Source organism: Halalkalibacillus sediminis, assembly GCF_002844535.1.
In the GTDB taxonomy this organism is placed as follows: domain Bacteria; phylum Bacillota; class Bacilli; order Bacillales; family Alkalibacillaceae; genus Halalkalibacillus_A; species Halalkalibacillus_A sediminis.
Window position 1 is genome coordinate 388,505 of record NZ_PJNH01000002.1, and the last position, 26,030, is coordinate 414,534.

The 26,030-nt window shown below is 40.0% G+C and carries 22 protein-coding genes; 18 read left to right on the forward strand and 4 right to left on the reverse strand.

Annotation, left to right across the window (positions count from 1 at the left end):
- Positions 1 to 3 precede the first annotated feature (3 nt).
- The 14 genes from CEY16_RS08140 to CEY16_RS08205 all read left to right on the forward strand — a co-directional run bounded on the left by CEY16_RS08140 (position 4) and on the right by CEY16_RS08205 (position 14,573).
- A complete protein-coding gene (locus CEY16_RS08140) occupies positions 4 to 1,062 on the forward strand; it encodes a TAXI family TRAP transporter solute-binding subunit (protein WP_101331779.1) in 1,059 nt (352 codons plus the stop codon).
- A 40-nt stretch (positions 1,063 to 1,102) separates the two neighbouring features.
- Positions 1,103 to 3,073: a TRAP transporter permease gene (locus CEY16_RS08145; protein ID WP_101331497.1), complete on the forward strand. Its 1,971-nt coding sequence runs from the start codon at positions 1,103 to 1,105 to the stop codon at positions 3,071 to 3,073.
- Positions 3,074 to 3,093: 20 nt separating this feature from the next.
- The gene (locus tag CEY16_RS08150) at positions 3,094 to 3,939 is read left to right on the forward strand and encodes a 3-hydroxyacyl-CoA dehydrogenase (protein ID WP_101331498.1); all 846 of its coding nucleotides are present in this window, start codon (positions 3,094 to 3,096) and stop codon (positions 3,937 to 3,939) included.
- Between the two features lie 11 nt (positions 3,940 to 3,950).
- Complete coding sequence (locus tag CEY16_RS08155; protein ID WP_101331499.1) at positions 3,951 to 4,730, forward strand: enoyl-CoA hydratase/isomerase family protein; 780 nt, start codon at positions 3,951 to 3,953, stop codon at positions 4,728 to 4,730.
- 14 nt (positions 4,731 to 4,744) lie between these two features.
- Positions 4,745 to 5,893 carry an acyl-CoA dehydrogenase family protein gene (locus tag CEY16_RS08160; RefSeq protein WP_101331500.1) on the forward strand — a complete coding sequence of 383 codons (1,149 nt, stop codon included), beginning with the start codon at positions 4,745 to 4,747 and terminating at the stop codon, positions 5,891 to 5,893.
- A 15-nt stretch (positions 5,894 to 5,908) separates the two neighbouring features.
- Positions 5,909 to 7,096: a thiolase family protein gene (locus CEY16_RS08165; protein ID WP_101331501.1), complete on the forward strand. Its 1,188-nt coding sequence runs from the start codon at positions 5,909 to 5,911 to the stop codon at positions 7,094 to 7,096.
- Positions 7,097 to 7,192: 96 nt separating this feature from the next.
- Entirely contained in the window at positions 7,193 to 8,200 is a 1,008-nt protein-coding gene (locus CEY16_RS08170) for an NAD(P)-dependent oxidoreductase (protein ID WP_238378802.1), read from the forward strand.
- Positions 8,190 to 8,576 (forward strand): PaaI family thioesterase, encoded by a 387-nt coding sequence (locus CEY16_RS08175; protein ID WP_101331502.1) that lies wholly within the window; start codon positions 8,190 to 8,192, stop codon positions 8,574 to 8,576. The genes CEY16_RS08170 and CEY16_RS08175 overlap by 11 nt, the downstream gene beginning before the upstream one ends.
- A gap of 14 nt (positions 8,577 to 8,590) precedes the next feature.
- Positions 8,591 to 9,565 carry an NAD(P)H-dependent flavin oxidoreductase gene (locus tag CEY16_RS08180; RefSeq protein ID WP_101331503.1) on the forward strand — a complete coding sequence of 325 codons (975 nt, stop codon included), beginning with the start codon at positions 8,591 to 8,593 and terminating at the stop codon, positions 9,563 to 9,565.
- Complete coding sequence (fabG, locus tag CEY16_RS08185; protein WP_101331504.1) at positions 9,562 to 10,326, forward strand: 3-oxoacyl-ACP reductase FabG; 765 nt, start codon at positions 9,562 to 9,564, stop codon at positions 10,324 to 10,326. The genes CEY16_RS08180 and fabG overlap by 4 nt, the downstream gene beginning before the upstream one ends.
- 16 nt (positions 10,327 to 10,342) lie before the next feature.
- Entirely contained in the window at positions 10,343 to 11,413 is a 1,071-nt protein-coding gene (locus CEY16_RS08190) for a tartrate dehydrogenase (protein WP_101331781.1), read from the forward strand.
- A gap of 107 nt (positions 11,414 to 11,520) precedes the next feature.
- On the forward strand, positions 11,521 to 12,780 hold the full coding sequence (locus tag CEY16_RS08195) for a hypothetical protein (protein ID WP_143484607.1): 1,260 nt from the start codon (positions 11,521 to 11,523) through the stop codon (positions 12,778 to 12,780).
- 64 nt (positions 12,781 to 12,844) lie between these two features.
- Entirely contained in the window at positions 12,845 to 13,609 is a 765-nt protein-coding gene (locus CEY16_RS08200; RefSeq protein WP_101331506.1) for an IclR family transcriptional regulator, read from the forward strand.
- A gap of 64 nt (positions 13,610 to 13,673) precedes the next feature.
- On the forward strand, positions 13,674 to 14,573 hold the full coding sequence (locus tag CEY16_RS08205) for a DMT family transporter (protein ID WP_101331507.1): 900 nt from the start codon (positions 13,674 to 13,676) through the stop codon (positions 14,571 to 14,573).
- 136 nt (positions 14,574 to 14,709) lie between these two features.
- On the opposite strand, the gene CEY16_RS08210 is transcribed toward CEY16_RS08205, so the two are convergent.
- From CEY16_RS08210 to CEY16_RS08220, 3 genes are all read right to left on the reverse strand, one after another.
- Positions 14,710 to 15,696, reverse strand: a complete 987-nt coding sequence (locus tag CEY16_RS08210; RefSeq protein ID WP_162297897.1) for a nuclease-related domain-containing protein — start codon at positions 15,694 to 15,696, stop codon at positions 14,710 to 14,712.
- Positions 15,697 to 15,803: 107 nt separating this feature from the next.
- Positions 15,804 to 17,138 (reverse strand): short-chain fatty acid transporter, encoded by a 1,335-nt coding sequence (locus CEY16_RS08215; protein ID WP_101331509.1) that lies wholly within the window; start codon positions 17,136 to 17,138, stop codon positions 15,804 to 15,806.
- Positions 17,139 to 17,374: 236 nt separating this feature from the next.
- Positions 17,375 to 18,130, reverse strand: a complete 756-nt coding sequence (locus tag CEY16_RS08220; protein WP_101331510.1) for a helix-turn-helix transcriptional regulator — start codon at positions 18,128 to 18,130, stop codon at positions 17,375 to 17,377.
- A gap of 297 nt (positions 18,131 to 18,427) precedes the next feature.
- Between CEY16_RS08220 and CEY16_RS08225 the strand changes: the two genes are divergently transcribed.
- The 4 genes from CEY16_RS08225 to CEY16_RS08240 all read left to right on the forward strand — a co-directional run bounded on the left by CEY16_RS08225 (position 18,428) and on the right by CEY16_RS08240 (position 24,671).
- Positions 18,428 to 21,355: a Cna B-type domain-containing protein gene (locus CEY16_RS08225; RefSeq protein WP_162297898.1), complete on the forward strand. Its 2,928-nt coding sequence runs from the start codon at positions 18,428 to 18,430 to the stop codon at positions 21,353 to 21,355.
- A 67-nt stretch (positions 21,356 to 21,422) separates the two neighbouring features.
- Positions 21,423 to 23,036: a SpaH/EbpB family LPXTG-anchored major pilin gene (locus tag CEY16_RS08230; protein ID WP_101331512.1), complete on the forward strand. Its 1,614-nt coding sequence runs from the start codon at positions 21,423 to 21,425 to the stop codon at positions 23,034 to 23,036.
- Between the two features lie 68 nt (positions 23,037 to 23,104).
- Positions 23,105 to 23,959 carry a class C sortase gene (locus tag CEY16_RS08235; RefSeq protein WP_101331513.1) on the forward strand — a complete coding sequence of 285 codons (855 nt, stop codon included), beginning with the start codon at positions 23,105 to 23,107 and terminating at the stop codon, positions 23,957 to 23,959.
- 1 nt (position 23,960) lies between these two features.
- Complete coding sequence (locus tag CEY16_RS08240; RefSeq protein WP_162297899.1) at positions 23,961 to 24,671, forward strand: class C sortase; 711 nt, start codon at positions 23,961 to 23,963, stop codon at positions 24,669 to 24,671.
- A gap of 110 nt (positions 24,672 to 24,781) precedes the next feature.
- On the opposite strand, the gene solA is transcribed toward CEY16_RS08240, so the two are convergent.
- Positions 24,782 to 25,909 (reverse strand): N-methyl-L-tryptophan oxidase, encoded by a 1,128-nt coding sequence (gene solA, locus CEY16_RS08245; protein ID WP_101331514.1) that lies wholly within the window; start codon positions 25,907 to 25,909, stop codon positions 24,782 to 24,784.
- Positions 25,910 to 26,030: the final 121 nt, after the last annotated feature.

The window sequence follows — 26,030 nt, forward strand, 5'->3', positions numbered from 1 at the left end:
TTAATGAAGAAAGTTAGTTTTCTGCTTGTATTGTTAATGTCTCTAATGTTGTTGGTTGTTGGTTGTGTGTCTGAAGGAGGAGATGAAAGCGGTGGTGAAACAGATTCCGATTCATCATCGGGTGAAGAAGAGGAAGAAGCTGATGTAGAAACGGAAGTTGAACCTACAGATGTTGAAACACCTGATGAATTCACTTTTGGTGCGGCTACAGTAGGTGGCTTCTGGTACACTTTGGCTGGTGCGATGAGTGACGCAATGTCTGACAAATTCGAAGGAACTTCTACAACTGTTGTTGAAGGTGGTTCAGTATCTAACTTATTAGGTCTTGGTGAAGGTACGTTCCATATCGGTTTTAGTAATGGACAAACTGTTCCTGAGGCATTGAATGGAGAAAAAGCTTTTGACGAACCTATCGAAAATGTAAGTACATTAGCAACTTTATATCCAAACGTTTTTCATATCGCGGTTAGAGAAGACTCTGATATTTATTCAGTAGAGGATTTAGAAGGTAAAACGGTTAGCCCGGGTATTAAAGGGTATAGTGGTGAACTTGCTTTCCAAGAAATCTTAGAGCTGAATGGTATGAGTTATGACAGCTTAGACGGTATCGAGTACATCGGAACTGCAGATGGTGCTGATCTATTAAGAGATGGGCATATTGATGCGATTGCAGGTATGTTAGCTGCACCAGTTTCAACATTTCAGGAATTAGATACTACTGTAGGGATCCGCTTGATTCCTTTATCAGAAGAAACGGTGACATCATTGAACGATGCTAATGAAGGGTATCTACCATTCTCGATTGAAGAAGGAACGTATCCAAACACTGAGGAAGCTGTAAATACTGTTGCTGGTTACACAGTCTTACTAGCTAATGATGACATGATCAGTGAAGATGTAGCGTACGAATTGACCAAAATGGTAGTTGAAAATCAGGGAGCTTGGGCGAATATTTCAAACGTTATGTCAGAGTTCAATGCGGAATTTTCAGTTGAAAATAACGTAGGTAATCTTCACCCGGGTGCTGAAAAATATTATAAAGAAGTCGGAGCACTAGAGTAAAGCTGTGGAACTACAGATCACATAGTGAAGGAGTGGAGTTATGTCTACTCAGGAAAAATACGACAATGAAACCTACATCAATTCTTCATCTGAAAGTTATGCGGATGAGGCAGTAAAGAATCCTAAAATTAGAGAGATGAAAGGAGTTGTAGCAAGGGTTGTTTCCCTTGTTGCAATTCTTATGTCTCTTTTTCACTTATACACTGCATTTTTCGGTGTATTTCCTTCAATATTTCAAAGATCAATGCACTTAGGGTTCGCATTGATATTAGTATTTGCAATCTACAAACCTTCCAAAAAACTTACTAACTCTGTACATATCGGTTGGTACGACTGGATTTTAATGATTTTATCAGGAGTATGTTATTCATATTTTGTTATGAATCATCAAGAGATTGCATCTAGAATGAGCTACATTGAAGATCTAAAAACTTATGAAATTGGCCTTGGAGTATTGGCCGGAATATTACTCATAGAAGCAACTAGAAGAGTTGTAGGTAATGCGTTAGTGATTATCATTTTATTCTTCTTGGGTTATGGATTTTTTGGGCATCATTTAACAGGAGCAATCGGGCACAGAGAATTTGACTTAATGTGGATTATTGACCACTTGTACTTTACAACTACTGGAGTTTTTAGTACCCCGCTCGGGGTATCGGCCACATTTATTTTCTTATTTATTCTATTCGGGAAGTTTCTTGAAGTATCAGGAGCTGGCCAATTTTTTATTAATTTATCCGTAGCAGGGATGGGGAAATATCGGGGTGGACCGGCAAAGACGGCAATAGTTGCCAGTTCAATTCTAGGTACCATTTCTGGAAGCGCAGTGGCTAACACAGTAACAACCGGAGCATTCACTATTCCTTTGATGAGGAAGACAGGTTACAGGAAGCATTTTGCGGCGGCCATTGAATCGGTCGCGTCAACTGGTGGGCAAATCGTTCCTCCGATTATGGGTGCTTCTGCATTCATCATTGCTGCTTATTTAGGAGTACCTTATCTTGAGGTAGCTGCCGCAGCTATCATCCCAGCAGTTTTGTATTATGTCTGCTTGTTCATTCAGGTGGACTTGAGAGCCCGTCGGAACGGTTTGGAAGGTTTGCCGAAAGAACAAGTGCCAAAATTCTGGCCAGTATTTAAGACAGGATTCTTGTTCTTTATCCCGTTAGCACTAATTGTGTATATGCTAGCAAACGGTAGCTCCCCTATGAGAGCTGGTCTATATGCGATTATTGCAACGATTTTAGTAGCTGCATTAAGCAAAGTTCACAGATTAAAATTTAAAACTATTGTTAAGGCTTTGGATCTCGGAGCAAAGGCTTCACTAGAAACAGCTGTTGCTTGTGCTGCGGCTGGCTTAATTATTGGTGTAATTGGGTTGACAGGTATCGGACTTAAGTTCAGTGGTATGATCATCGACATTTCAGGCGGAATTCTGATTGTCACACTCATCTTTACGATGATAACGAGTATCATCCTAGGCATGGGGCTTCCTACGGTGGCGGCATATATTGTGCAGGTGCCATTAACTATTCCTGCTTTAACTGAGATGGGTGTAGCACCTATTGCTGCCCATTTGTTTGTCTTTTATTTTGCAACATTATCTGCAATTACCCCTCCAGTCGCATTAGCTGCATTCGCAGCTGCGGGAATAGCCGGATCCGAACCGATGAAAACAGGTATGACGGCTGTAAGGTTAGGTTTAGCGGCATATATCGTACCTTATTTATTCGTTTACGGTCCGGAAGTATTAATGATTGGAGATATCGGAACCATACTATTGTCTGTTCTGACGGCTATTATTGGAATAACTGGTTTAGCAGCAGCAACGGAGGGCTGGTTATTACGTGACTCTTTCTGGTATGAACGTTTGGTTTTATTCGGAGGATCACTTTTGATGGTGGTTCCAGGAATATGGTCAGATGTCGGTGGAGTACTTACCTTAGCATTAGTATTCATATACCAGAAGCGTTTCAATACACATCTGCTAAAAAATCAATTAACTAACTAAATTCATTAAGGAGTTGTCATATGAAACAAATAACTGTCGTCGGTTCTGGGGTTATGGGAAAAGGTATTGCGTATACCGCCGCGATCGCTGGCTTCAAAGTTTATTTGAACGATCTAAAAGAAGAAATATTACAAGAGGCGAAAAAAGAAATTGAAAAACTATTAAATGGAAGCATTGAAAAAGGCTTTATAACAAAAGGTCAATTCAATCATGCTATGGAAAATATTCAATATGAAACTAGTCTTGAAAAAGCTGCTAAGAATGCAGATTTAGTAGTTGAAGCTGTATTGGAAAAAATGGAGTTGAAGGTTGAAATTTTTCAGAATCTGGATGTTTTATGTAGCAAGGAAACTGTCTTAGCTACTAATACTTCAACAATGAGTCCTACAGAAATAGGAGCTCAAACTTCTCGCCCAGATAAAGTTGTTGCGATGCATTTCTTCAATCCGGTTCATAAAATGAAGCTGATTGAAATCATCAGAGGGTTAGAGACTTCTGATGAGACTATGGCATTTGTAAAAGGCATTTCTGATCAATTGAATAAAGAAGCTGTTGAGGTCAATGAATTCCCAGGGTTCGTGACTTCTAGAATGAATTGTTTGATAGGAAATGAAGCTATGAACCTATTGATGGAAGGTGTAGCTAGTGCAGAGGATATTGATAAATCTATGAAGTTAGGGCTGAACCACCCTATGGGGCCATTAGAACTCGCAGACCTAGTAGGGTTAGACAGTCGTTTGCGGAATATGGAGTATCTATATGAAACGTTAGGTGAAAAATATCGACCTTCGCCACTTTTAGTCAAATACGTAAAAGCTGGACGTCTTGGCAGAAAAAGTGGAAAAGGCTTTTATGACTATCAATAAGGAGGCCGACCTTGAAAGAATATCAAAATATCAAAGTAGAAAATGAGTCTAGTGTCTGTTGGATTACTTTAAACCGTCCAGATTCACGCAACGCATTGGATGGCGTGATGTTAAGTAACATCGAAGAAGCTCTGATTGATGCTGAAAACGACGATCAAGTTAAGGTCATCGTCTTTCAGGGTGCCGGCGAAAAGTCTTTTGCTGCAGGGGCTGATATTAATCAATTGAAGGAAAGAACTTCGATAGAAGCTTTGGTTCCGGGGATGCAGGCTTTATATACAAAAATAGAAAACTGCAAAAAAGCCACCATTGCTGCTGTAAAAGGATTTGCACTCGGTGGGGGATGTGAACTTTCCCTTGCATGTGATATTAGAATAGCAACTAAAAATGCAAAGTTTGGCTTGCCTGAGTTGAATTTGGGGATTATTCCCGGGGCAGGAGGCACACAACGACTTACGAGAATGGTTGGTAAAAGTCGTGCACTAGACATGATTTTGACAGGAAAAATCATCGATGGTGAAGAGGCTGAGCGAATTGGTCTTGTGAACTACTTCGTCGATGGTGAAGATTACATTGGAAAAGTCGAAGAAGTAGCAGCTTCTATTGCTAAAAAGGGACCGATAGCTATTCATCTAGCAAAATTTGCAGTCCATAAAGGCTCCGACCTTTCGGAGGATGCTGGCATGTGGATCGAAAAGCTATCGCAATCAATTGTGTTCGGTACTGAGGATAAAAATGAAGGCACCAGCGCTTTTTTGGAAAAAAGAAAGCCAGACTTTAATAATCGCTAAGGAGTTGAGCATACGTGGATTTTAATTTTTCAGAGGATATAGAATTTCTAAGATCGAACGTTCGAAAATTTGTTAAAGATGAAGTAGAAGCAGTAGCTATGGAAATTGAGGAGAATAATCAAATTCCGGAAAAGATTGTAGAACAGTCAAAAGAAATGGGTCTATTCAGCCTTAGCATACCTGAAGAGTATGGGGGTCTCGGGCTGGATATGGTTGGTAAATGTGCCATTTATGAAGAGTTAGGTAAAACGCATAATGGTTACACCACACTTATTGGTGCTCATACTGGAATCGGTACTGCAGGGTTGGTGGAGCTCGGTACAGAAGAGCAAAAGCAAAAATATTTACCAAAGATGGCAACAGGTGAATGGATTGGTGCGTTTGCGCTTACTGAACCTAGTGCTGGATCGAACGCAGCTAACCTTAAAACCACAGCTGTAAAAAAAGGTGATAAATATATTATCAATGGTTCTAAACATTATATTACAAATGCGATTGATGGACATGTTTTCACTGTTATGGCTGTAACCGACCCCGAAAAAGGAGCAAAAGGAATAACGTCCTTTATTGTCGAGAAAGATTTCCCAGGATTCATTGTAGGTAATGTGGAAGAAAAGATGGGGCTGAAAGGGTCACATTCCGCTGAGCTGTTCTTTGAAGATATGGAAGTTCCTGAAGAGAATGTGCTTGGAGAAGTAAATCGTGGTTATGTAAATGCTCTCAAAATTTTAGCGAATGGTCGAGCGGGGCTTGCAGCAAGAAACTTAGGGTCCTGCGAGAAATTATTGGAACATTGTCTTTCTTATGCTCAGGAGAGAGAACAATTCGGCAAACCGATTTTAGAAGTGCAAGCGATACAGCACATGCTTTCAGAGATATCCATGCAAATTGAAGCATTGAGGTCACTGACTTATCGTGTTGCGTGGAAAGCGGATCAAGGGCATCGTGTTGTTAGAGAGGCGGCAGCTGCAAAGTTATTTGGATCTGAAGTCTATAACAAAGTAGCTGACCTAGCTGTACAAATACACGGGGGCATCGGTTATATGAAAGAATACCCTATCGAGAGGTATTACCGTGATGCAAGAATCACGAAAATCTATGAGGGTACATCTGAAATTCAAAGAAATATCATCGCTGGAGAATTAATACGAGAAATGAAATAGAAATGAGGTTTTCAAATGAATGAAGCTTATATTGTTGGCTCAGTAAGGACAGCAGTCGGCAAGCTGGGTGGAGCACTCAAAGATGTTGAAGTTGATGTACTGGCTGAAAAGGTTATAAGAGAAGCACTTGCAAGAACCTCTCCTTCAGCAAAAGTAGATGAAGTCATCATGGGCCAGGCTAAACAAAGTGCGGATACATCCAATTTAGCTCGATTGGCTGCATTAAAGGCAGATTTACCAGAAGAAGTGACTGGATACACTGTTCATCGTCAATGTGGATCTGGACTTCAAGCTATTAACAATGCTGACATGCAAATTAAAATGGGGCTTTCGGATGTAGTGGTTGCTGGAGGTGCTGAAAGTATGAGCACGGCGCCATATTATATTAGACATGCTCGATTCGGTTATAGGGCAGGTAACGGATGGTTACTAGATCCTAACACGGAGAGCCAGCCTTGTTCTCAGCCCAGAGATCAATACGGTGATTTGACCATGGGTTATACGGCTGAGAATTTGGCTGAACAGTATCAGGTGAGCCGAGAAGATCAAGATGAATTTGCTCATAGAAGCCAAACGCTGGCAACGGAAGCTATTGAATCTCGACGTTTCGATGATGAAATCTTACCGATTGAAATCAAAGAAAGGAAATCTAGTTTCGAGTTTAAGAAAGATGAACACCCTCGTTTGACCTCTTTAGAGAAGCTAGCAAAGCTACCAGCTGTTTTTAAAGAAGGTGGCTCTGTCACCCCTGGTAACGCGAGTGGAAGAAATGATGGCGCAGCAGCTGTCGTGATGATGAATGAAGCAAAGGTGAAAGAATATGGCATTAAACCGAAAGCAAAAATCATCGCGCAAGCAGTCAGTGGTGTAGGACCTGATGTCATGGGAATCGGTCCTGTTTCATCAACTGAAAAAGCTTTAAAGCAATGTAATCTGACAATTGACGATATAGGTTTGATTGAATTGAATGAAGCTTTTGCTGCGCAGGCTCTTTCTGTAATCAGAGAAGCGAAGATGGACTTAGAAAAGGTGAATGTCAATGGTGGAGCGATTGCGTTGGGTCATCCGATAGGTGCTACTGGAGCAATCTTGGTGACTAAACTTCTTCATGAGATGGAAAGAAGAAATGAAAAGTATGGATTAGTCACACTTTGTATCGGTGGAGGTCAAGGCATCTCTACTATCATAGAATATTTAGATTAATAGTAAAGAAGCCAGTACATGAGTTACTGGCTTTTTTACCACATTTTTTTCTCAAATACATAGCTATTTTAGTGATAACATCAGGAGGTTTTCTTAGTGGCGAACATTCTTCAAATATTGCCCATGTATCATTCTTCAGGCGAGGAAGTATTACACGCAAATGACAACGTTATCAAAACAAATGATTACAGTGAAGAAAATATCACAAAAATTCTAAAGCAGAACGATATAGACGGAATAATTTTGAGGGCACCTGCGAGGATCAATTCGAAGATTATTGATGCGTGTGGGCATTCAGTCAAGGCTATATCTGGAGCAGGGGTCGGGCTCGATAATATTGATGTCGAATACGCCTCTAAGATGGGGATAAGAGTGCTTCATGCCCCGAAGATTAATAGTAATGCTACCGCTGAGCATACTGTAAGTTTTATTTTAGCTTTGTATAAACATCTTCTACCCTTTCATACCGAAACCCGAAAAGGTAATTTCTCAATCAGAAATGAAAGGTTCACCTACGAATTGAAAGGGAAGCAACTTGGGTTGGTCGGCTTCGGTTCGATTGCCCAAAGGGTAGCTAAGATTTTAAGAAATGGATTTGAAATGGAAGTCAAAGTCTTTGTTAGAGAAATTAAAGAGAAGCACAAAGAGGCAGCAGATAAGCTTGGGGTACGATTGACGACATCTATGGAAGAAGTGTTCAAATTCAGCGATGTCGTATGTACGCATATTCCTTTGACTAACGAGACTGAAAAGATAATTAATGAATATTATTTCCAGATGATGAAACCGACATCCGTATTCATCAACACAGCTAGAGGTGGAGTTATTAATGAAAAAGACCTTGCATATGCACTTGAAAAGAAGTGGTTGATGGGAGCGGGTATAGATGTATTCTCCAATGAACCACCTGAAGCAGACCACCCTCTCTATAAGTTGGATAATGTGTTATTGACACCTCATATAGGTGGAATCAGTGAGGAAGCTGCGAGGGAAACCTCTTGCATTATCACGAAAAACCTATTGAAAGTGATCCGAGGAGAACAAGTAGCAACGGTGGCTAATTTGAAAATGTTAAAGGAAGAGGGATTTAAAAGTGGACCATAGCAAATTAAGAACGGATTTCGAGGGGAGCAATTTTTGGAATTTTATAGGCCTTGAAATTGATAGCTTAGAAGTTGGAGCTGTCAAGTTACGATTACCTTATAATGAGAAATTCGTCAATGTAAGAAACACGATCCACGGTGGGATTTACGCTTCATTGCTAGACACAACGATGGGAATGACAGCGAGGTCGCTTGGGTCAAGGGAGGTTGCTACCCTCCAATTGAGCATAAATTTTCTTAAATCATTGAAGGAAGAGAATCTATACTCCGCAGCAAATGTTGTTAAAAAAACGAATAGCACAGCTTTGATTGAAGCGAAAATATATGATTCTAATAATGAAACTGCCGCTCACGCAACAGGCACCTTTAAACTTTAGGACGGAGTGAGGAAATGATACGTACTGCAATAACTGATTTATTTAATATCAAATATCCGATTATTCAAGGTGGCCTCCAAGGGCTAGGTACGTCTGAACTTGTGGGCTCAGTGTCCGAGGCAGGTGCATTAGGATTAATTACGGCTGGCAGCTATAGAAACAAATTTGAAATGAAGCGAGATATTGAAAATGTCCGGAATAAGACTGATAATCCGTTCGGGGTGAACATTGCAATTGGCATCAGACGACCGATGGATGAATTCGTTGAAGGAGTTATCGAAGCCGGTGTTCCAATTGTGTTCACTTCAGGTAATAATCCCCAAAAGTATATGAGTAAGTTTAAGGAAAATCATATCACTGTGGTCCATGTGGCACCGAATTTGAGATTTGCTAAAAAAGCGGAAGAGATTGGCTGTGATGCCGTAGTAATCAATGGTTATGAGGGTGGAGGACACCCTGGACCTGAAGATCATTCGTCATTGATTCTGCTTCAAGAAATCGTACCGAAGTTATCCATCCCAGTTATTGCAGCAGGGGGCTTTGCAACAGGGAAATCACTTTTAGCTGCACTGTCGTTAGGTGCGTCTGCTATTCAGATGGGCACGAGATTTTTATTCTCCGAAGAAAGTATTTTACATCCAGTAATTAAAGAAGAGCTTCTACATGTTGATATTTCAGATACTACTATCGTAAAGAAGTCGATAAAAAAACACAATCGTGTATGGTCTACCGATAATGCCCAGCGACTTCAAGTAATCGAAAGTAATGGTGGAACGCTGGAAGATATTCTGCCTTTTATAAATGGAGAAACATATAAAGAGTTGATATATAAGGGGAACAAAAATAGCGGAATTATGTCTTTAGGTCAGTCTGTTGGGCTGGTTCAAAAAATAGAACCTGTTAAGCAGATAGTAGATTCAATCGTTGAAGTTTGCGAGAAGCAACTTGAGAGATTGAATCAAACAAGTAGTGAGAAGGGGTTAAATTGATGAAAACTTTTGAAGGAATGATTGCAATAGTAACGGGAGCTGCAAGGGGAATCGGACTAGAGATTGCTCGTACCTTAGGCCAGAACGGAGCAAATGTTTATATTCTAGATTTGGACGAAGTTGCCTTGAATGAAGCTTCTGAGTTTTTATCAGAAGAAAATGTGAAGCACGATACTAGAGTGATGAATGTTACTGATGAAAAACAAGTTTCTGAGGTGATAGACGGCATCGGAAAAAAGAATGGAACAATCGACATTTTAGTGAATAATGCAGGTATTACGAGAGATAATCTGCTTTTTAAAATGAATGTTGATGAGTGGGAAAGTGTAATGGATGTTCACTTAAAGGGTGCTTTTCTTTGTACGAAATATGCTCAGAGATGGATGGTAGAAAATAAATATGGAAGAATTATAAACTTATCATCTGCTTCTGCACTCGGTAATCAAGGTCAAGCAAATTATGCAGCAGCTAAAGCAGGTATGCAAGGCTTCACTAAAACTTTGGCTTTAGAATTGGGAAAATTCAATATTACTGCCAATGCAGTTGCTCCTGGCTTTATTGAGACAGAAATGACAAAAGCAGTAGCGAAGCGGTTGAATATTTCCTATGAAGAATTGAAGAGTGAAAAAGTAAAAGGTATTGCAGTAAGAAGAACAGGATCCACTGAGGACATTGCACATGCAGTAGAATACTTTGCCCATCCAAAATCCTCTTTTGTTTCTGGACAGGTTCTCTATGTTGCAGGAGGACCTAAAAATTAAATCTGGTGGTGGTTATTTGAATAAGAAAAAAATTGCGTTGATTCCTGGCGATGGAATTGGGCAGGAAGTCATCAAGCAAGGGGTTAAAGTTTTAAAAACAGTTGAATCGTTAGATGAAAATATAGAGTTTGAGTTCACGGACTTTCCTTGGGGATGTGAATATTATCTTGAAACAGGAAAGATGATGGCTGAAGATGGTTTGGATCAACTCTCAAGTTTTGATTCTATATATCTTGGGGCTGTAGGTTACCCTACAGTGCCTGATCACATATCACTCTGGGATTTGCTTCTTAAAATCCGAAAAGGGTTTGATCAATATGTTAATCTCCGACCAGTCAAGCTACTTCATCCAGGATTGACCCCTTTGAAAGGGAAAAGTAGAGAGGATATCGATTTCCTCGTCATCCGTGAAAACAGTGAAGGTGAGTACTCAGGAAAAGGGGACTGGTTATTCGAGGGAAATCCAGAGGAAGTCGTTTTACAAACAGGTGTATTTTCACGTAAAGGGACGGAGAGAATTATTCGTTATGCTTTTGAAGAAGCGAGAAGACAGAAGAAGAAATTGACGAGTATCAGTAAGGCTAATGCACTGAATTATTCCATGGTCTTCTGGGATCAAGTATTTAATGAGGTCGCTACTGATTATCCTGAAGTTGAAACTGAATCATATTTAGTCGATGCTGCGAGCATGTTTTTCGTAAGGGAACCTGAACGTTTTGAGATAGTGGTAACTTCAAACCTGTTCGGAGACATTTTGACTGATCTTGGTGCGGCTATTACTGGAGGACTAGGCGTAGCAACTGGAGCCAATATTAATCCTGAGAAGAAGTATCCGTCCATGTTTGAGCCGGTTCATGGCTCTGCCCCAGATATTGCTGGAAAAGGTTTAGCAAACCCTTTAGCTGCTATTTGGTCAGTTGCACAAATGATGGACTTTTTTGGAGAGAAGCAATGGTCTGACAAGATTGAAAAAACGCTAGAGGATGTATTAGTTCATGAAAGTGAATTGACTCCTGATATGGGTGGAAAATCAACTACAGACGGACTAGGCGATTTCTTCTGTCTTAAATTGAAAGAACTAAAATAATTTTTGAATTGAAAGCCGGGTAAAAAATGAAATATTTTGTGCTCGTCATGATAATGTGTGGATTTTATATCATTTATAATCTATTAGATTTGAGCGAGTGGGAAGGCTTGTACCAAATCCTATGTTTTGTTGTATTCATGAGTGCCTTTTTAAGACTAAAGGTGAAGGGGAAGCTGTTAACGGGGTTGTTATTGTTCGGTGGAAGCCTAATACATTTTTATTATGGGAATAGTGGAGTGGAGCTGTTAGAAGGCATAACTCAAAACTTGGCATTGTTGTCGATTATCCTTCTTGCACCGCTCATTTCTATCCCTTTAAAACAAGAGGGAGTTATCCAGTCAGTCGTCTCAAAATTGGTTCAGGTACAACATGAACCAAAGAAGATGTTCTATGGAATCTCCTCTTTTGTGTTTCTTATGTCTCCTATTTTAAACATGGGTTCTTTGAGAATTGTACACAGTTTCATCGGTGATATAAAGGTCAACCGAAAGTTACTGTCAAATGCCTATTATCAAGGGTTCACACCAGCTGTACTTTGGTCACCTTTTTTCGCTTCGGTCGGGATGGTTTTGTATTTGACCGAGATTTCGTACTTATCATATCTTCCAATCGGTTTAGTCTTTGTAGTGATTCAAATTATATTAGCTGTTCTTCTGTTGAATTATTCAGGTGAAAAACTTTCTACGGAGGCTGAAATCAGTTCTGTCAAGTTCAGAGATTTTTATAATACTAAACTCGTACTCTATGTAATAGGTCTTATCATGTTACTAGTATCATTAGAGCTGATGACTAATTATTCCATGTTATTATTGGTTTCGATCATGTGTGTGAGTGTTCCGATTGTCTATAATTTAATAGTGAATAAGTGGGGCGTCTTCTATAAAGAATTCCAACTTTATAAGAAACACGTTTCAAGTTTTTCAAGCCTAGAAATTTCACTATTTTTAAGTGCGGGGCTATTTGGAAATGCACTATTACATACACCAATCACCGATATATTAAAAACGGCCATCATTTGGTCGACATCTAAATCTGTTTTTCTTCTCTTCTTTTTAATCATAGTTTTAGTGACATTAGTCGCTATGATGGGGATTCATCAAATCGTTATCATACCTATTATCCTGACACTTTTAATCTCACCCGATGTAGGGGTTAATTTATATTCTGCCGCATTCATGTGCATTTTCACATGGATGTTTTCAGCCGCACTCAGTCCATTGAACGCTCTGAATATAATAATTAGCCAGTGTGTAAGGAATAATGGATTAACTGTAGCCTACAGGTGGAATGGATTATTTTTTGCGGGAGTCTTTGTAATGGCTTTTGTGTTTGTATATCTAATCGATATTCTTCAATTACAGCCATAACTTTGATTCATTCAACAATTAATGGTACTTTGGAAGTATAAAAGAATTAAGGAGTTTCTTAAATATGAGCAAGAGTTTAGTAAAGGCGATCGGTTTATTGGACTATTTTAAAATTAAACAAAACCTTTCTTTAGTGGAGTTAGCACAATTGACTGGTATGCCTAAGACAACTATATACCGATTGGTCAATTCACTTGAAGAGGCGGGTTTGTTGATTAAAGATCGCAACTCTCAACATGATGTGCAATATCGTTTAGGGATTAAACTTCTCGAACTAGGTAAGTTGGTAGAAAAACAGTTAACATACAAGAATATTGCCTTGCCCTTTATGAAAAGACTGAACGATGAACTGGAAGAATTGGTGCATCTGACAATAATCGAGGGCGATGAAGCGGTATATATAGAGACCATTGGAAGTAAGAAACACATCCGACTAGTGGTTAAGGTGGGCGAACGTGCGCCATTGTATGCGGGCTCTGCTCCGAAATTGCTTTTGTCCAGCAAGACTGATGAAGAAATATATGAATATTTCAAGAGGGTTCCTTTAAACAAGAGGACACCAAATACAATAGATAATGAGAAAGAAATTATGAAAGAAATTTATAATATCCGGGAAGAAGGTTATTCGATTAGCCGTTCAGAAAGCTTTAAAGATACAATCGGATTTTCTGCACCAATCTATGACTTTACCGGAAAGATTGTAGCTGCACTTGGAGTGAGCACGGTTTTGACAACGTTTGAAAAAGAAAAACAGGATTTGATTCTTGAAAAGGTTCAATCAACTGCTGAAAAAATATCTTATGAGTTAGGTTACAACCGAATCGATTGATTAGAGGGAGAGGTTGCTGAAGGCAGCCTCTTTTTCATTTATAATGTGGGGTAGGAGTGGTTTTATGCAGTCATCATTTATACATACAATCAGTGAACGAAAATGGGCACAATGGCTGCTCATTTTATTGATAACTTTAATTTGGGGGTATTCATGGGTTCTCATGAAAGACGCACTTCGCTATATGGGTCCGTACACATTTTCGGCGTTACGTTTTGGAACGGGGGCCGCAACTATGTTGACCATTGTTTGGCTGTTACGAGTGGGTCGCCCGCCAAAGTCTGCGATTTCACATTTAATTGTCGTCGGCATATTGCAAACGAGCGTCGTCTTTTTACTAGTTATGTATGCTTTGAAATTTATCGATGCTGGGAAGTCTTCGCTCTTGTTATACTCAATGCCTTTGTGGAGTGGGTTACTTGCGGCTTTCTTTTTACGGGAAAAAATATCAGCGCTTCGTTGGGGCGGAGTCGGTTTGGGCGTAGCGGGGCTCCTCGTTGTAATGGGGGCGGATGCGCTCAGTCGTCAGTCAGCGGAAGTGCTGTGGGGAGAGTTTCTAATCGTTTTGGCTGCAGTGTCATGGGGCGCTTCGAATATTTACTACCGTTTGAAGCTAGGCGAGTTGTCGAAGCTCCAAGTTAATGCATATCAGATGTTGTTCGGTACGATCGGAATCACGTTGGTGGCTTGGTTTGCAGAAGGTGGAGAAACTGTAGTTTGGACGGCCGAGAGTGTCTATTATGTGCTGTTCACTGGTGTGTTGGCGAGTGCACTGTGTTTCACGGTGTGGTTCATGCTATTGAGCGTCGTCGATATGATCGGTGCGACCATGCCATCTTTGCTGGTGCCAGTGTTCGGACTATTTTTTGGCTGGTTGTTGTTGGGTGAAGTTCTGACGGCGAGCGTGTTGATAGGATCTACGTTGATATTGAGCGGAGTTTGGCTGTCGAGTGTGCGGCGTTAGAGTTAGTGGGTGTGAAGGGATCCACCCCAGTTTATCCGTAACTATTTTTAGAAATTCGGCATATTTTCACCTATTTACACACCATAAATGGGATATTTTATGTATTTATCCGTAACTATTTATAGTTTATCCGTAACTATTTCAGTAAATAGGTGAACTCTTTAGTACGATCGAACCTCATGTGATAGATACTTCCTTTTCCTCTACCTAACTTTTTGAAGTTCATTGATTTAATAAGATAGTAAGCAAAATCATTAGAATCGATATCAAAAAATTCACACACTGATTTGTTGTTGAAAGTAGGTCCATATAATAGATACATATCTTTAAAGGTATTGATTTGCGCAGTGTGTGTTCTGGCTTTGCAAAAAGAACATTCCCAACGAAGTTTTATTCGTTTCATACTAATTCTGTTACACTCTGGACATCGAACTCCTTTAATTATTTGAGAGGGTGGAATCGATAAAGCTTCTAATAAGCAGGTTTCATTCATCACGCAATGAGAGTCTATCAATTTCCCCAGTCTATGACACTCGCTTAGAAGAATCCTCTTCCGGTCGTACTTTTCATTCAACTCACGCATTTTTTCGTTGAAAAGATTAATTGGAATCACTCGATCTAAGTGGTGAATCTGGGAAGGATCAATTTGAAGGTGAGAGTTGGAGTTGCCCATAACGACGAGTGTCTCAAGCGGATAATCAGTATAACCGCGTTCATCTAGCCAAGCTCTTAATAATTCTTTTTGTTCATTCACTTGAGTAATCGGGTCGTCATAAGATTCGGTGGTTCCATTATAATCTTGATGCATTTTTCCTGAGTGGAATCGAATGGTTCCTGAATGATTTTTGATTTCAACAAGTGTTATAAAAGTTGGGGTTATCATTAAGGTGTCGACTTGGAAGTGGACTTGATTCTGAGCGAGGCGTACGCTATGTAAACCTACGTAGGGGAATTGCAGACGGTGTAAATAAAAATCTATCTTTTTCTCTCCTGAAAAACCTGATTTCTCGCGACGCAAGGTTTTGAGTATTAGAGGGTAGAGCGGGTGATGGGTAGGAAATCTTTCTTCTAAACTTAGTGCCTGCAACAGCTTTTTTGGTGGATGATGCTCCCGTATTTTCAACACAACAACTCCTTTTAGCAAAATAACTATTATTATACATGAAAAAGACTTCCAGCGTTCACTGGAAGTCTTCATATTTATTGCGTCACTTTTCCGTTCAAATTCTACTAAAACAACAATAGTGCTAATGCGATTGGGACGAAGCTCCAAATTAGTATTACCATACAGAAGCCCATGATGTCTTTAACTTTAAGTCCCGCGATAGCGAGTAATGGTAGGGCCCAGAATGGCTGGATCATATTCGTCCAAGCGTCACCCCATGCTACTGCCATTGCAGTTTTAGCAGTGTCTACTCCAAGGTCTGAAGCTGCTCCAATCATGATTGGACCTTGTACAGCCCATTGGCCTCCACCTGAAGGGACAAAGAAGTTTACAATTCCTGCGCTTATGAATGCAAATAATGGAAATGTTACTTCATTCGAAATGTTGACGAACCATAATGACATTTGTTCGGACAATCCTGAAGCGACCATCATGCCCATGATCCCAGCATAGAATGGGAACTGAATGATAATTCCTCCAGCGTTTTTAACGGCGTCATTGATTACATTCAAATAGCGTCGAGGGTTGACGTGTAAGATGATTCCAAGGAATAACATGATGAAATTAACGATGTTGATATTCAAGTCAAAACCGTTGTTGATGAAATGGATAAAGATGAACGTAAGACCGAGTAAACCAATAATCATTGATACGGCTTTACTGTTCTCTAGTTTTTCTGCAGGAGTCATCTCCTCTTTTTTCGGTGCATCTTCCACTTTAGTTGACTCTGTTTGTGCATTTAAAAACTCAGGATCCAATGTGCCGGTGTAATCACTTGATCGGTTCATCAACCAGTTCATTAAAGGCAATGTTACAAGTAATACAAAAACGATGAATAAGTTCATTCCACTGAATAATGTTTCAGTGATAGGTATGCTTCCCACTGAGTCCATCAAAAAGTGATCATCTGTTGCAATCGTGAGGGGAATGGACCCTGATAGACCACCGTGCCACAATAAGAAACCACTATACGCTGCAGCAATTAATAAACGATAATCTACAGAAGGGATTCTCTTTGCTACGTGCAAAGATAGAAGTGCCCCTACAATCAGTCCGAAACCGTAGTTGATCAAACATGCAATTGACGCCACGATTGTAACAAGGACAATCGCTTGGCCGGGAGTATTAGCTAGATTGCTTAATTTTTGCAGGAACCCTTTCACTAGCGGGGTGTTAGCCAATATGTAACCCGTCACAACGATTAGCGACATTTGCATGGCAAATTGAAGCAAGTCCCAAAATCCGGTACCCCAATGCTCGACCATTTGTACAGGTCCACTATCAGTGAAAAGAACACCTAGAATGTACACGATAAACGTTAAAATAAGTGCAAATAAGAATGCGTCCGGTAAATAGCGTTGGACGATTCGGTTAAAAAATGAGGTCATTCCTTTTAACATAATATTCCTCCTTATTCTATTTTAGTAACCAAATTGAAGCATAAATAACAGAAAGCGCTTACAATTTGAAAACTCAAGTTTCATTATATTTAAAAATATTACTGAATTCAATGAATTATTACAATATTGTGAACTAAATTAAGCTTTATAATGAGAAAAAACCACCCAACTTTTAACGGTCGGGTGGTTTTTGCATTTTCCTAAAGATATTAGTGCATTCAAGCTTTTCAGTCATTCTATTTTGTCTCTTTCAACTCCTCAAAATGATTCCGTTTATACTTAAGCGGCGTCGTGTCCATATATTTACGGAAAGTTTTGATGAAATAGCTTTGGCTTCCATAGCCGTATTTTATCGCTATTTCAGACAAAGTGAGTGAAGTATGTTTGATATCATATGCTGCTTCTTGGATTTTTCTCCGATTAATAAATGAACTTAACGTCTCATCCATATCTGTTTTGAAAATATTACATAAGTGAGATGGGGAGATTTTTAGTTCAGCAGATATCCACCTAAGTGACAAATGATTACCTTCGAGATTATCATTTATTAGATTTAGAATTCGACCCATAGTAGGTGTAAATTCGACAATCGCTGTTTCAGCAATTACATATTTGATAGCTTTGTCGACAAACCATGGAATCGAGGATAAATACTCTGCTACTGTTTCCCAATTCTCCACGGTTGCAATGACTGCCCAGCCGTTCGATAGGTGCTGGGATTGCAACCTTCCCCTAAGTGTGAATCTTCGGATGATTTCAGTAATCAGGCTCGTGAAATAAATTCTAAATGTAAATAAATGATCTTCCTCAGGTATATCTAATAAACGGAAACACAGCTCGGTAAGATAATTCTCAGCCGCAATCTGATTCTTTTGTTCCAAGCTGGCTAAGACCTTTGGATCGAATTCCTCGATCGTTTCCTTGATAGCGAACAAAAGGTAAAGCTGCGAATCCTGTTTAGTGTTTGCAGTGTACAACAGGTCATTTGACATTGTTAGTATCACCTCGATACACGCTATAGATATTTTCCCCTATAGAAAGACCACCCAAGCCAATCCGTAAAAAATTCACCTCCTAATCTTGTCGAAATAAAAAGATTCTCTTTTTCCGGTAATTATTTCAGTTTTCGAAGTAAATAACTGAAAATTACCAAAGTTCACAATATTGAAACTTTTGTACCACTATTATATGCTATTTTGTCCCTATTTTACAACTTATATTTTCTGAAAAATCTAAACTTAGCACTATGAAGGGGAAAATAATCCAATTTTATGAAAGGAGGAAGAAGAATGAAGAGTTTGAAGGTAATTTCTTTGTTTTCGATTTTCTTTCTGATGGTGAATCCGATATTACCGTCATTCATGAATTCTGCGTCTGCTTCATCAATGTATAGTTCTGATGCCAGCAAATTCAAAGTGCAGGTTCAAGAAAAAAACAACGATTCAATCAGATGGAAAGTCACCGTTTTTTTGCAAGAGGAATTGGACGAACCTGTAAATGGATCATTGAATCTATCCTCAGGTCTAGGGCACGGCCAAGTCGGAACTAAGCTATTAAACGGTTCACCTTCAGATTTCGGAGTACATTCATCGTCTAGTGGCTATCAATTTTCTCTATCAAATGGACCTGGCACTTATGAATTTGAAATTACGACTCTTATTAACCAGCCAGACGTGATGAATTACAGACTCTTAGGTAGAGCCGAAATAGCTGGTCAAACTTATGAAGCGTTTGATGAAGTATTTATCGTTCCGGATACAAAAGTGGAGCTAACAGTACAGCAAAGTTTCTTAAATGCTCCAACAGACTTAGCACTTCCTAGCGTGAATATACATGTGATGGATAGTGCAGGTCAAGTGGTTGACTCTTCGACCATATCAAACGGTCAAGCAAGTCACACATTTAACGAACTACAAAAATATGCTTCAGATGGATCTGTTAGACAATATTCCGTCTACAGCGAACCACTCGAACAATTCGATACGGTCCAAAATGGTACCACTTTTACACACACATATATCGTCCCGAAAGAAGAACTTCAAGAAAATACGTCAGGTGGTGATGATGGTGGAGAAGGAACGTCAGATGATGACCCCGACCCGGAAAGAGAAAATTCTGAAGAAGATCAACCAGAAGAAAAGAACGGAGATGAGGGAGAGTCGGAAGGAGAAGATTCTGAAAAAGATCAATCTAGAAATCAGTCAGGATCTGAAGACTCCACAAAAGACAATGAGAAGAAAGATGCTGAAGAAGTAGCAAAAGATAACTCTGAGGAAAAACAGGAAGATACTCAGGAAAGTAGTAAGAAAAAAGACGAAGAAAGTAATGACTCAGAAGAGATTTTGTCTATGCAATCGACAGGTAATTTCGGTATTTTGACACATCAAGCTTCGAACGAGTATCACATAGATTCAAATGCAATTGTAGCAGAAACTGTTCTTAGTGGAGCATCTCAGAATCAGCATACGTATCCTGAGTTGCTTTGGTCCTACCAAGGAACTGTCTATATAGCTGTTGAATCTACTCATGGTGTAGAAGAAGTCGTTATTAATGGTATTTCCTCCACAGATATTGATGAGTTTGCACCAAGTGTTGACTTGATAATAGGCGGTACCACTTACGAACACGTCGACCCTCAAGGAAACAAGAAGGATGCACACTGGGCGGTCGCCAAATTTCCACTTAGCAGTCTTGGACTACTTGATGGAGGGCAATATGTCATAGAAATAAATAGTCAAGTCGGTAAGGGCCATGATGTTGAAGGAACCATAGAGATTATTGTCCCGAAAATCGATGTTACTGGTGAAAAATTATGGGTTGGTGGAGATACAAGACCTGCAGTCGATCTTGTTTTATTCCACGGGGTGGATGGTGAACCGGCTGTGGAAGTGGCTACAGGGGTAGTTGACGGTACGGAAGACCCTGCTTGGAGCTACACTTGGGAAGATGTGAATAAGTATGACCCTTATGGTCGTTTATATGAATTTTTCGTAGATGAGGTAGAAGTGCCAGTGAACTATGATAAAACGTTAAATGGTATGACTGTCACCAACACTTACAACCCTGATCAAATAAGTATCCCTATCACCAAAGAATGGATTGGTGAAGGTTTAGAAGAAGCCACGTTCAAGCTTTTTGCTGATGGTATTCATACTGGACTAGAGCTTGTATTAAATGATTCAAATAATTGGCAAGGCTCATTCGAAAACCTGAATAAGTTCGATGATGCGACTGGTGTAGAGATTCAATACACTGTTGAAGAAGTCGAATTGGATGACTACTCAACAGAGGTTGAGGGTTCGGTTGAGGAAGGATTCGTTTTCACGAATACGAATGACACTACTACAAGTTTGCCAGTTGAAAAGGTATGGGAGGGGCCAGAGTTAGAATCAGTTACGGTTGAATTGTTGGCTAACGGAGAAGCAACCGGAGTGACGATGATTCTTAACGAAGCTAACTCGTGGTCAGCCACATTTACTGATTTAAGAAACTTTGATGCCACAACAGGAGAATCGATAACTTATAGTGCAATAGAATTAGATGTTTCAGATATCTATGACGTAAGCTACAGTGCTGTATTTGGAGGAAAGCTTACGATCACAAATACAATAAAAGCCGGTGGAGACGTTACAGCAAAATACGAGGATGAAGATGGGAATGAGATAGCTGATTCGGAAGTCTTCAGTGGTAACATAGGGGATTCTTATAACACTGAGCAAAAAGAAATCGATGGTTATAGATTTAAAGAAGTGATCGGTGATCCTTCTGGAGAGTTTACTGAAGACCCTCAAACAGTCACTTACGTTTATGAAAAAATTATCGGTTCACTGACCGTAACAAAGGTGGATGAAGAAGGAAACGTAATTACAAGTGACTACGCGACATTCGGTCTTTACGACCTACAAGGTAATTTGATTGAAACAGTAGACACTGTAGATGGAATAGCAGTTTTCGAAGATCTTGAACTAGGAGATTACGAATTATTCGAATTGAAAGCTCCTAGTGGTTACCGAAAGCTTATTTCTCCAATCGACGTGTCAATTACCGGAGATGAAGTTGGTGACGAGCACGTAGAAAAAGATGTAGTCAATACGCTTCAAGGATGGGAAATTCCAGCTACTGGTGGAATAGGCTCCGTTGGCTTCTATACGATCGGTATCATCATCATGATGCTAGCCATGTGGGCATTGCTCAGACGAGGAAAGCACGTTGATTAAGTTATTAACACAACTACGAAGTGACAACACGAAGCCAAAACTTATTAAAAAATTGGGAGGGAAGATAATGAATAAAAAATGGTTTTCCGTGTCGATGATTCTAGCGTTGATTTTCAGTTTGCTAGTACCTGTTGGAGCATTGAGTGCAGTTGATAATGACAATGTGTACCAGAGGGAAACCGGAAGCTTGATGATTCATAAATATTCTTTGGAAGCTGATGAAATGGATGATGGTGTTGAAGGAAATGGGGAGGTCGAACAGTTTGTACCTTCAGATGCAGAACCTTTGGAGGGTGTCACGTTCAAAATAACCAGAACCCATTCTTTTAACCCTTTCACAGATGAATGGAGTGAGGATCCAGGGGCACCTATTGAAGTTATAACAGACTCTACGGGAGTTGCGCTTTTCGGTAACCTTCCATTAGGGCGATATATGGTAGAAGAGACGGATGGTCCTGACTTTGTGAACCTTAATGAGGATACCTACTATGTGGATATCCCTATGACTAATGAAGAAGGAACCGAACTGAACTACGATGTTCATATTTTTCCTAAAAATGATGTGATCAGAGGTTCAGTCAACTTGTTTAAGATGGATAGATACGAAAGTGCATTAGAAGGTGTGAAATTCGCCCTTTATAAAGTTGTTGATGATGGAGAAGATCAGTTGATCAACGGCGAACTGATGACTGATGCCTACGGAAAAATTCATGTGGATGAATTGATGTATGGGGATTATTATTTCATTGAGTTAGAACCAGCAAATGGTTATGTCGGAACTGGAGAAACAATGCACTCTTTCAGTGTTGAATCTAGTGGTGAAGTTGATCCAGTTTGGGTTACAAACTACAAAATCCCTGAGATTGATAAGCAAGTGAATGGCGGTGACTCTTTAGAAATCAATAGAGAGGAGAATTTCACATATACACTTCACATTGATTTGCCGGGAGATATCGGATCCTATAATTCCTTTGTCATTTCAGACCAGTTAGACCCAATGCTTCACTTTGAAGGTGTTAATTTTGTAGAAGCAGATGGTGTGGACGTTGAAAGTGCACTAAGCTTTGATAACACGAATAATTTACTAAGCTGGAGTGCGACAGATTTCTCAGCTTTATCAGGAAAAAGCGAATTAATCATTAGCTTTGATGCATCCATCATGAACGATGCTGAAGGGGCCATTGAAAACAAAGGTGAATTGGAATTTGAAAATGAATATGAAGTTGATGGTGACGTTGAGTCTGACATTACAACCGTCACTCCAACAATCGGATCGATCCAAGTAACGAAATTCGCAAAAGATGATGATCCAGAAACAGCTAACCCATTAGATGGAGCTAAATTCCAGCTAAAAGACTCTGAAGGGAACGACGTCGATGGAGTTCACTCAGGTGTAAATGGTGTCTTCAATTGGGATCGCTTAGATTATGGAACTTACTACCTTCATGAAGTAGAAGCTCCAGATGGCTATCGCTTACTGACACAACCGATTGAAATTATTGTCGGAGAAGGCGATGGAGCTGATGGTGTAGATGTAGAGATGAATGTCTTTAACTCAGAAAGTGACTGGGAACTTCCTGCAACTGGCGGTATCGGTACTTCGATCTTCACAGCAATCGGTCTAGCTCTGATGGTTCTTGCTCTAGGTCTTTATCTTAGAAGAAGAAATCAAATGGCTTAACTGAATGAAAGAAGGAGGGCTTCGGCTCTCTTTCTTTATACATACACTATTTGAGGAGGTTGGATAGGATGAAATTCAAAATGGTATTAAGTCTGATATTCATCATAGGCCTAGGTGTTTTTTTCTATCCAATCATCGGAAATTGGTTAGCCACTCAATCTCATTACGAAATTATCGAAAATGATGAAAAAGTTATAGAATCACTCGATGAAAATATCATTAACGAGGAAAGGATTCAGGCTGAGGAGTATAACCGGGAAGTTGGAAGTTTATCCGATCCAATTCTAGATCCATTTGCAGAGGACTACGAGGAGGAAAACTATCAAAGTTATTTTTCCGTATTAAATTTGGGTGAATCTATGGGAAGCCTTGAAATCCCAGAAATAGACGTAAAACTACCAATCTACCACGGGGCGAGTGATGAAGTGCTGCAAAGAGGAGTAGGGCACCTATCAAATACTTCTCTTCCGGTCGGTGGAGAGGGTAATCACTCTGTCCTGACAGGGCACCGGGGGTTACCGAGTGCTAAGCTTTTCAGGGAATTGGATGAATTGGAGATGGAGGATAAATTTTTTATCAAGACGCTTGGAGAAACATTAGCCTATCAAATCGATGATATTCAAATTGTTGAGCCTCACGAAGTTGACTGGTTGATTTATGAAAAAGATCAGGACTATGTCACCTTGATTACCTGTGACCCTTACATGCTCAATACACACCGCCTTTTGGTCAGAGGTCATCGTATACCACACGATCCTATGGTCAATGATGAGGAATGGGTGATGGAAGCGCCCGAGGGATTGAGTCAGATAGAAGAAGAGAACGATTATTTCTGGTATGTAATGGGCGGAACTTTCGTAGTCGGTTCAGTAGGAAGTGTCTATTTTTACCGCAGACGAATCAGAAAGAATGTGGGTGAATAATATGAAAAGAAATTTACCTATTATCCTGATATTTTCGGTGGGGCTTGTTCTTCTGACTTATCCTTATATTGCGCGATTGGTCAATGAGGAAGTTGCTGAAGCAAAAGTGTTCGAATTACAGGAATCGTGGACCGAACTTTCTGACAAAGAAAAGGTGGAGCGATTCGAAGTAGCAGAGCGTTATAACGATGAATTGTCTGCCCGTGGAAGGTTAGGAGTTGAGCTTACGGATATTGATTTCACCGATTCTGACGGTGTGGAGCAGATGGCAACTAGTCCGAGCGAAGAGAATGGAAATGATGATAGTGCCACAAATGCTTATTCATATATAGAAATCCCACGACTGAACCTGAATTTGCCTATTTACTTGGATTCTAGCCGCTGGTCTTTGGCGAACGGGATTGGACTCGTTCCGGGTTCCTCTATGCCAGTCGGTGGTGATAGTACGCATTCAGTTTTGGCCGGCCACCGTGGCATGGCGACAAAAGAGATGTTTCAGCATTTGGACCGCCTAAGAGTGGGAGATGAGATCCACATCCATAGCGTAAATGGGAAAATGACTTACCGAGTCTACCGGACGGATGTTATTTTGCCGAATCAAACAGGAGCGCTCGAAATTCAACCCAGCAAAGATTTAACCACTCTTGTGACGTGTCATCCATATGGATCGAATTCGCATCGATTGATCGTGCAAGGTGAGCGAGTAGATTAGTTTATTGCGTCATTATTAGCTTCATTTTTTAAAAAAGATGTCTTTTCTACTTGAATTAGAAGTGAATTAAGAGATATTGTGCCAATATTGTTATTTATTGCGCCATTATTTTATTCGAACCGATCGATTCTGAATGGAACAATATCGAGCTTTGTCTTCTCATCTAATACGATTTCGCTTAAAATTTCTCCGATCACACTTGAGAACTTGAATCCGTGGCCGGAAAAGCCGCATGCTACAATGATATTTTCTCGCCCTGGTAAGTGATCGATAATGAAATCTCCATCAGGTGTGTTCGTATAGGTACACACCTTTCCTTCTGTAAGCTCGTGGCTTTGTGACAATAAATGACTTTGTATGGTTTCTACATCATCCTGGTCGGATTCGAAAGTACCGAACTCCTCCAAATTGTCAGCATCTTCAACCACTTCACCTTTGTCATGTCTCCCAATCTTCAGACCTTTGCCTTCAATGCTAGGGAAGCCATAATACGTCTGGTTTCCATTATCGTAAGCCCATCCTGGGAATTCGCTAGATTGGTAAATCGCTTCGTTTGTTTCAAACCAAGAAAACGTTTTGCGAACCGTCGTTAACGGGAGTTGTTCGTTTAGAAGTGAAAGAACTTTATTAGTGCCTTTCCCAGCAGAAATAATCAACTTAGATGCGTTAACTTCCATATCATTGAATGTTATTCGAATGCCTTCTTCATCTGAACAAATCGATTGCACTTCAGTATTTGGTAAGTAGTCGATTTCGTATTCCATCGCCAACTTTTTATAAGATTCGATGATATTTTCACTCATCAACACGCCAGAATCCGGTTCAAAATAACCCATCAAGTTTTCGTGTAGAGCGAATCCCGGCCAACGATCGTTCACTTGGGAATGTGTCAGTTTTTCCAATCGTAAATTATAACTCTCGGCACTCTGTGCGACATTTTTGAGGAAAGAAGAATTCTCTGTTCCAACATTCAACACACCAGTTTTGTGAAAAATATTTTTGTCGGAAATTTCGTTTAGTTCTTCCCATAATTCTTGTGCACGTAAAGCCATTGGAACGTAGCTTGAACCTTCGCCATACGCATGTCTGATGAGGCGTGTGTCTCCATGATGGGCCCCTTCAGAATGTGGTGGATCGTACCGGTCAATCATTAATACGCGAGCTCCCCGTTTTGCTAGATAGTAACTCGCGGACATCCCCATCGAACCAGCGCCGATGATTATTACATCGTAAGCCATGTTATCGCTCCCTTTACCGCTCAGTATAATTTCCAAAACTATTATCTTGTATTCTACAACTTTTTAAGAGGAGGTGCCAAATCAAATCAACTATTGTTATACTAATAGAAACTTTAATGTG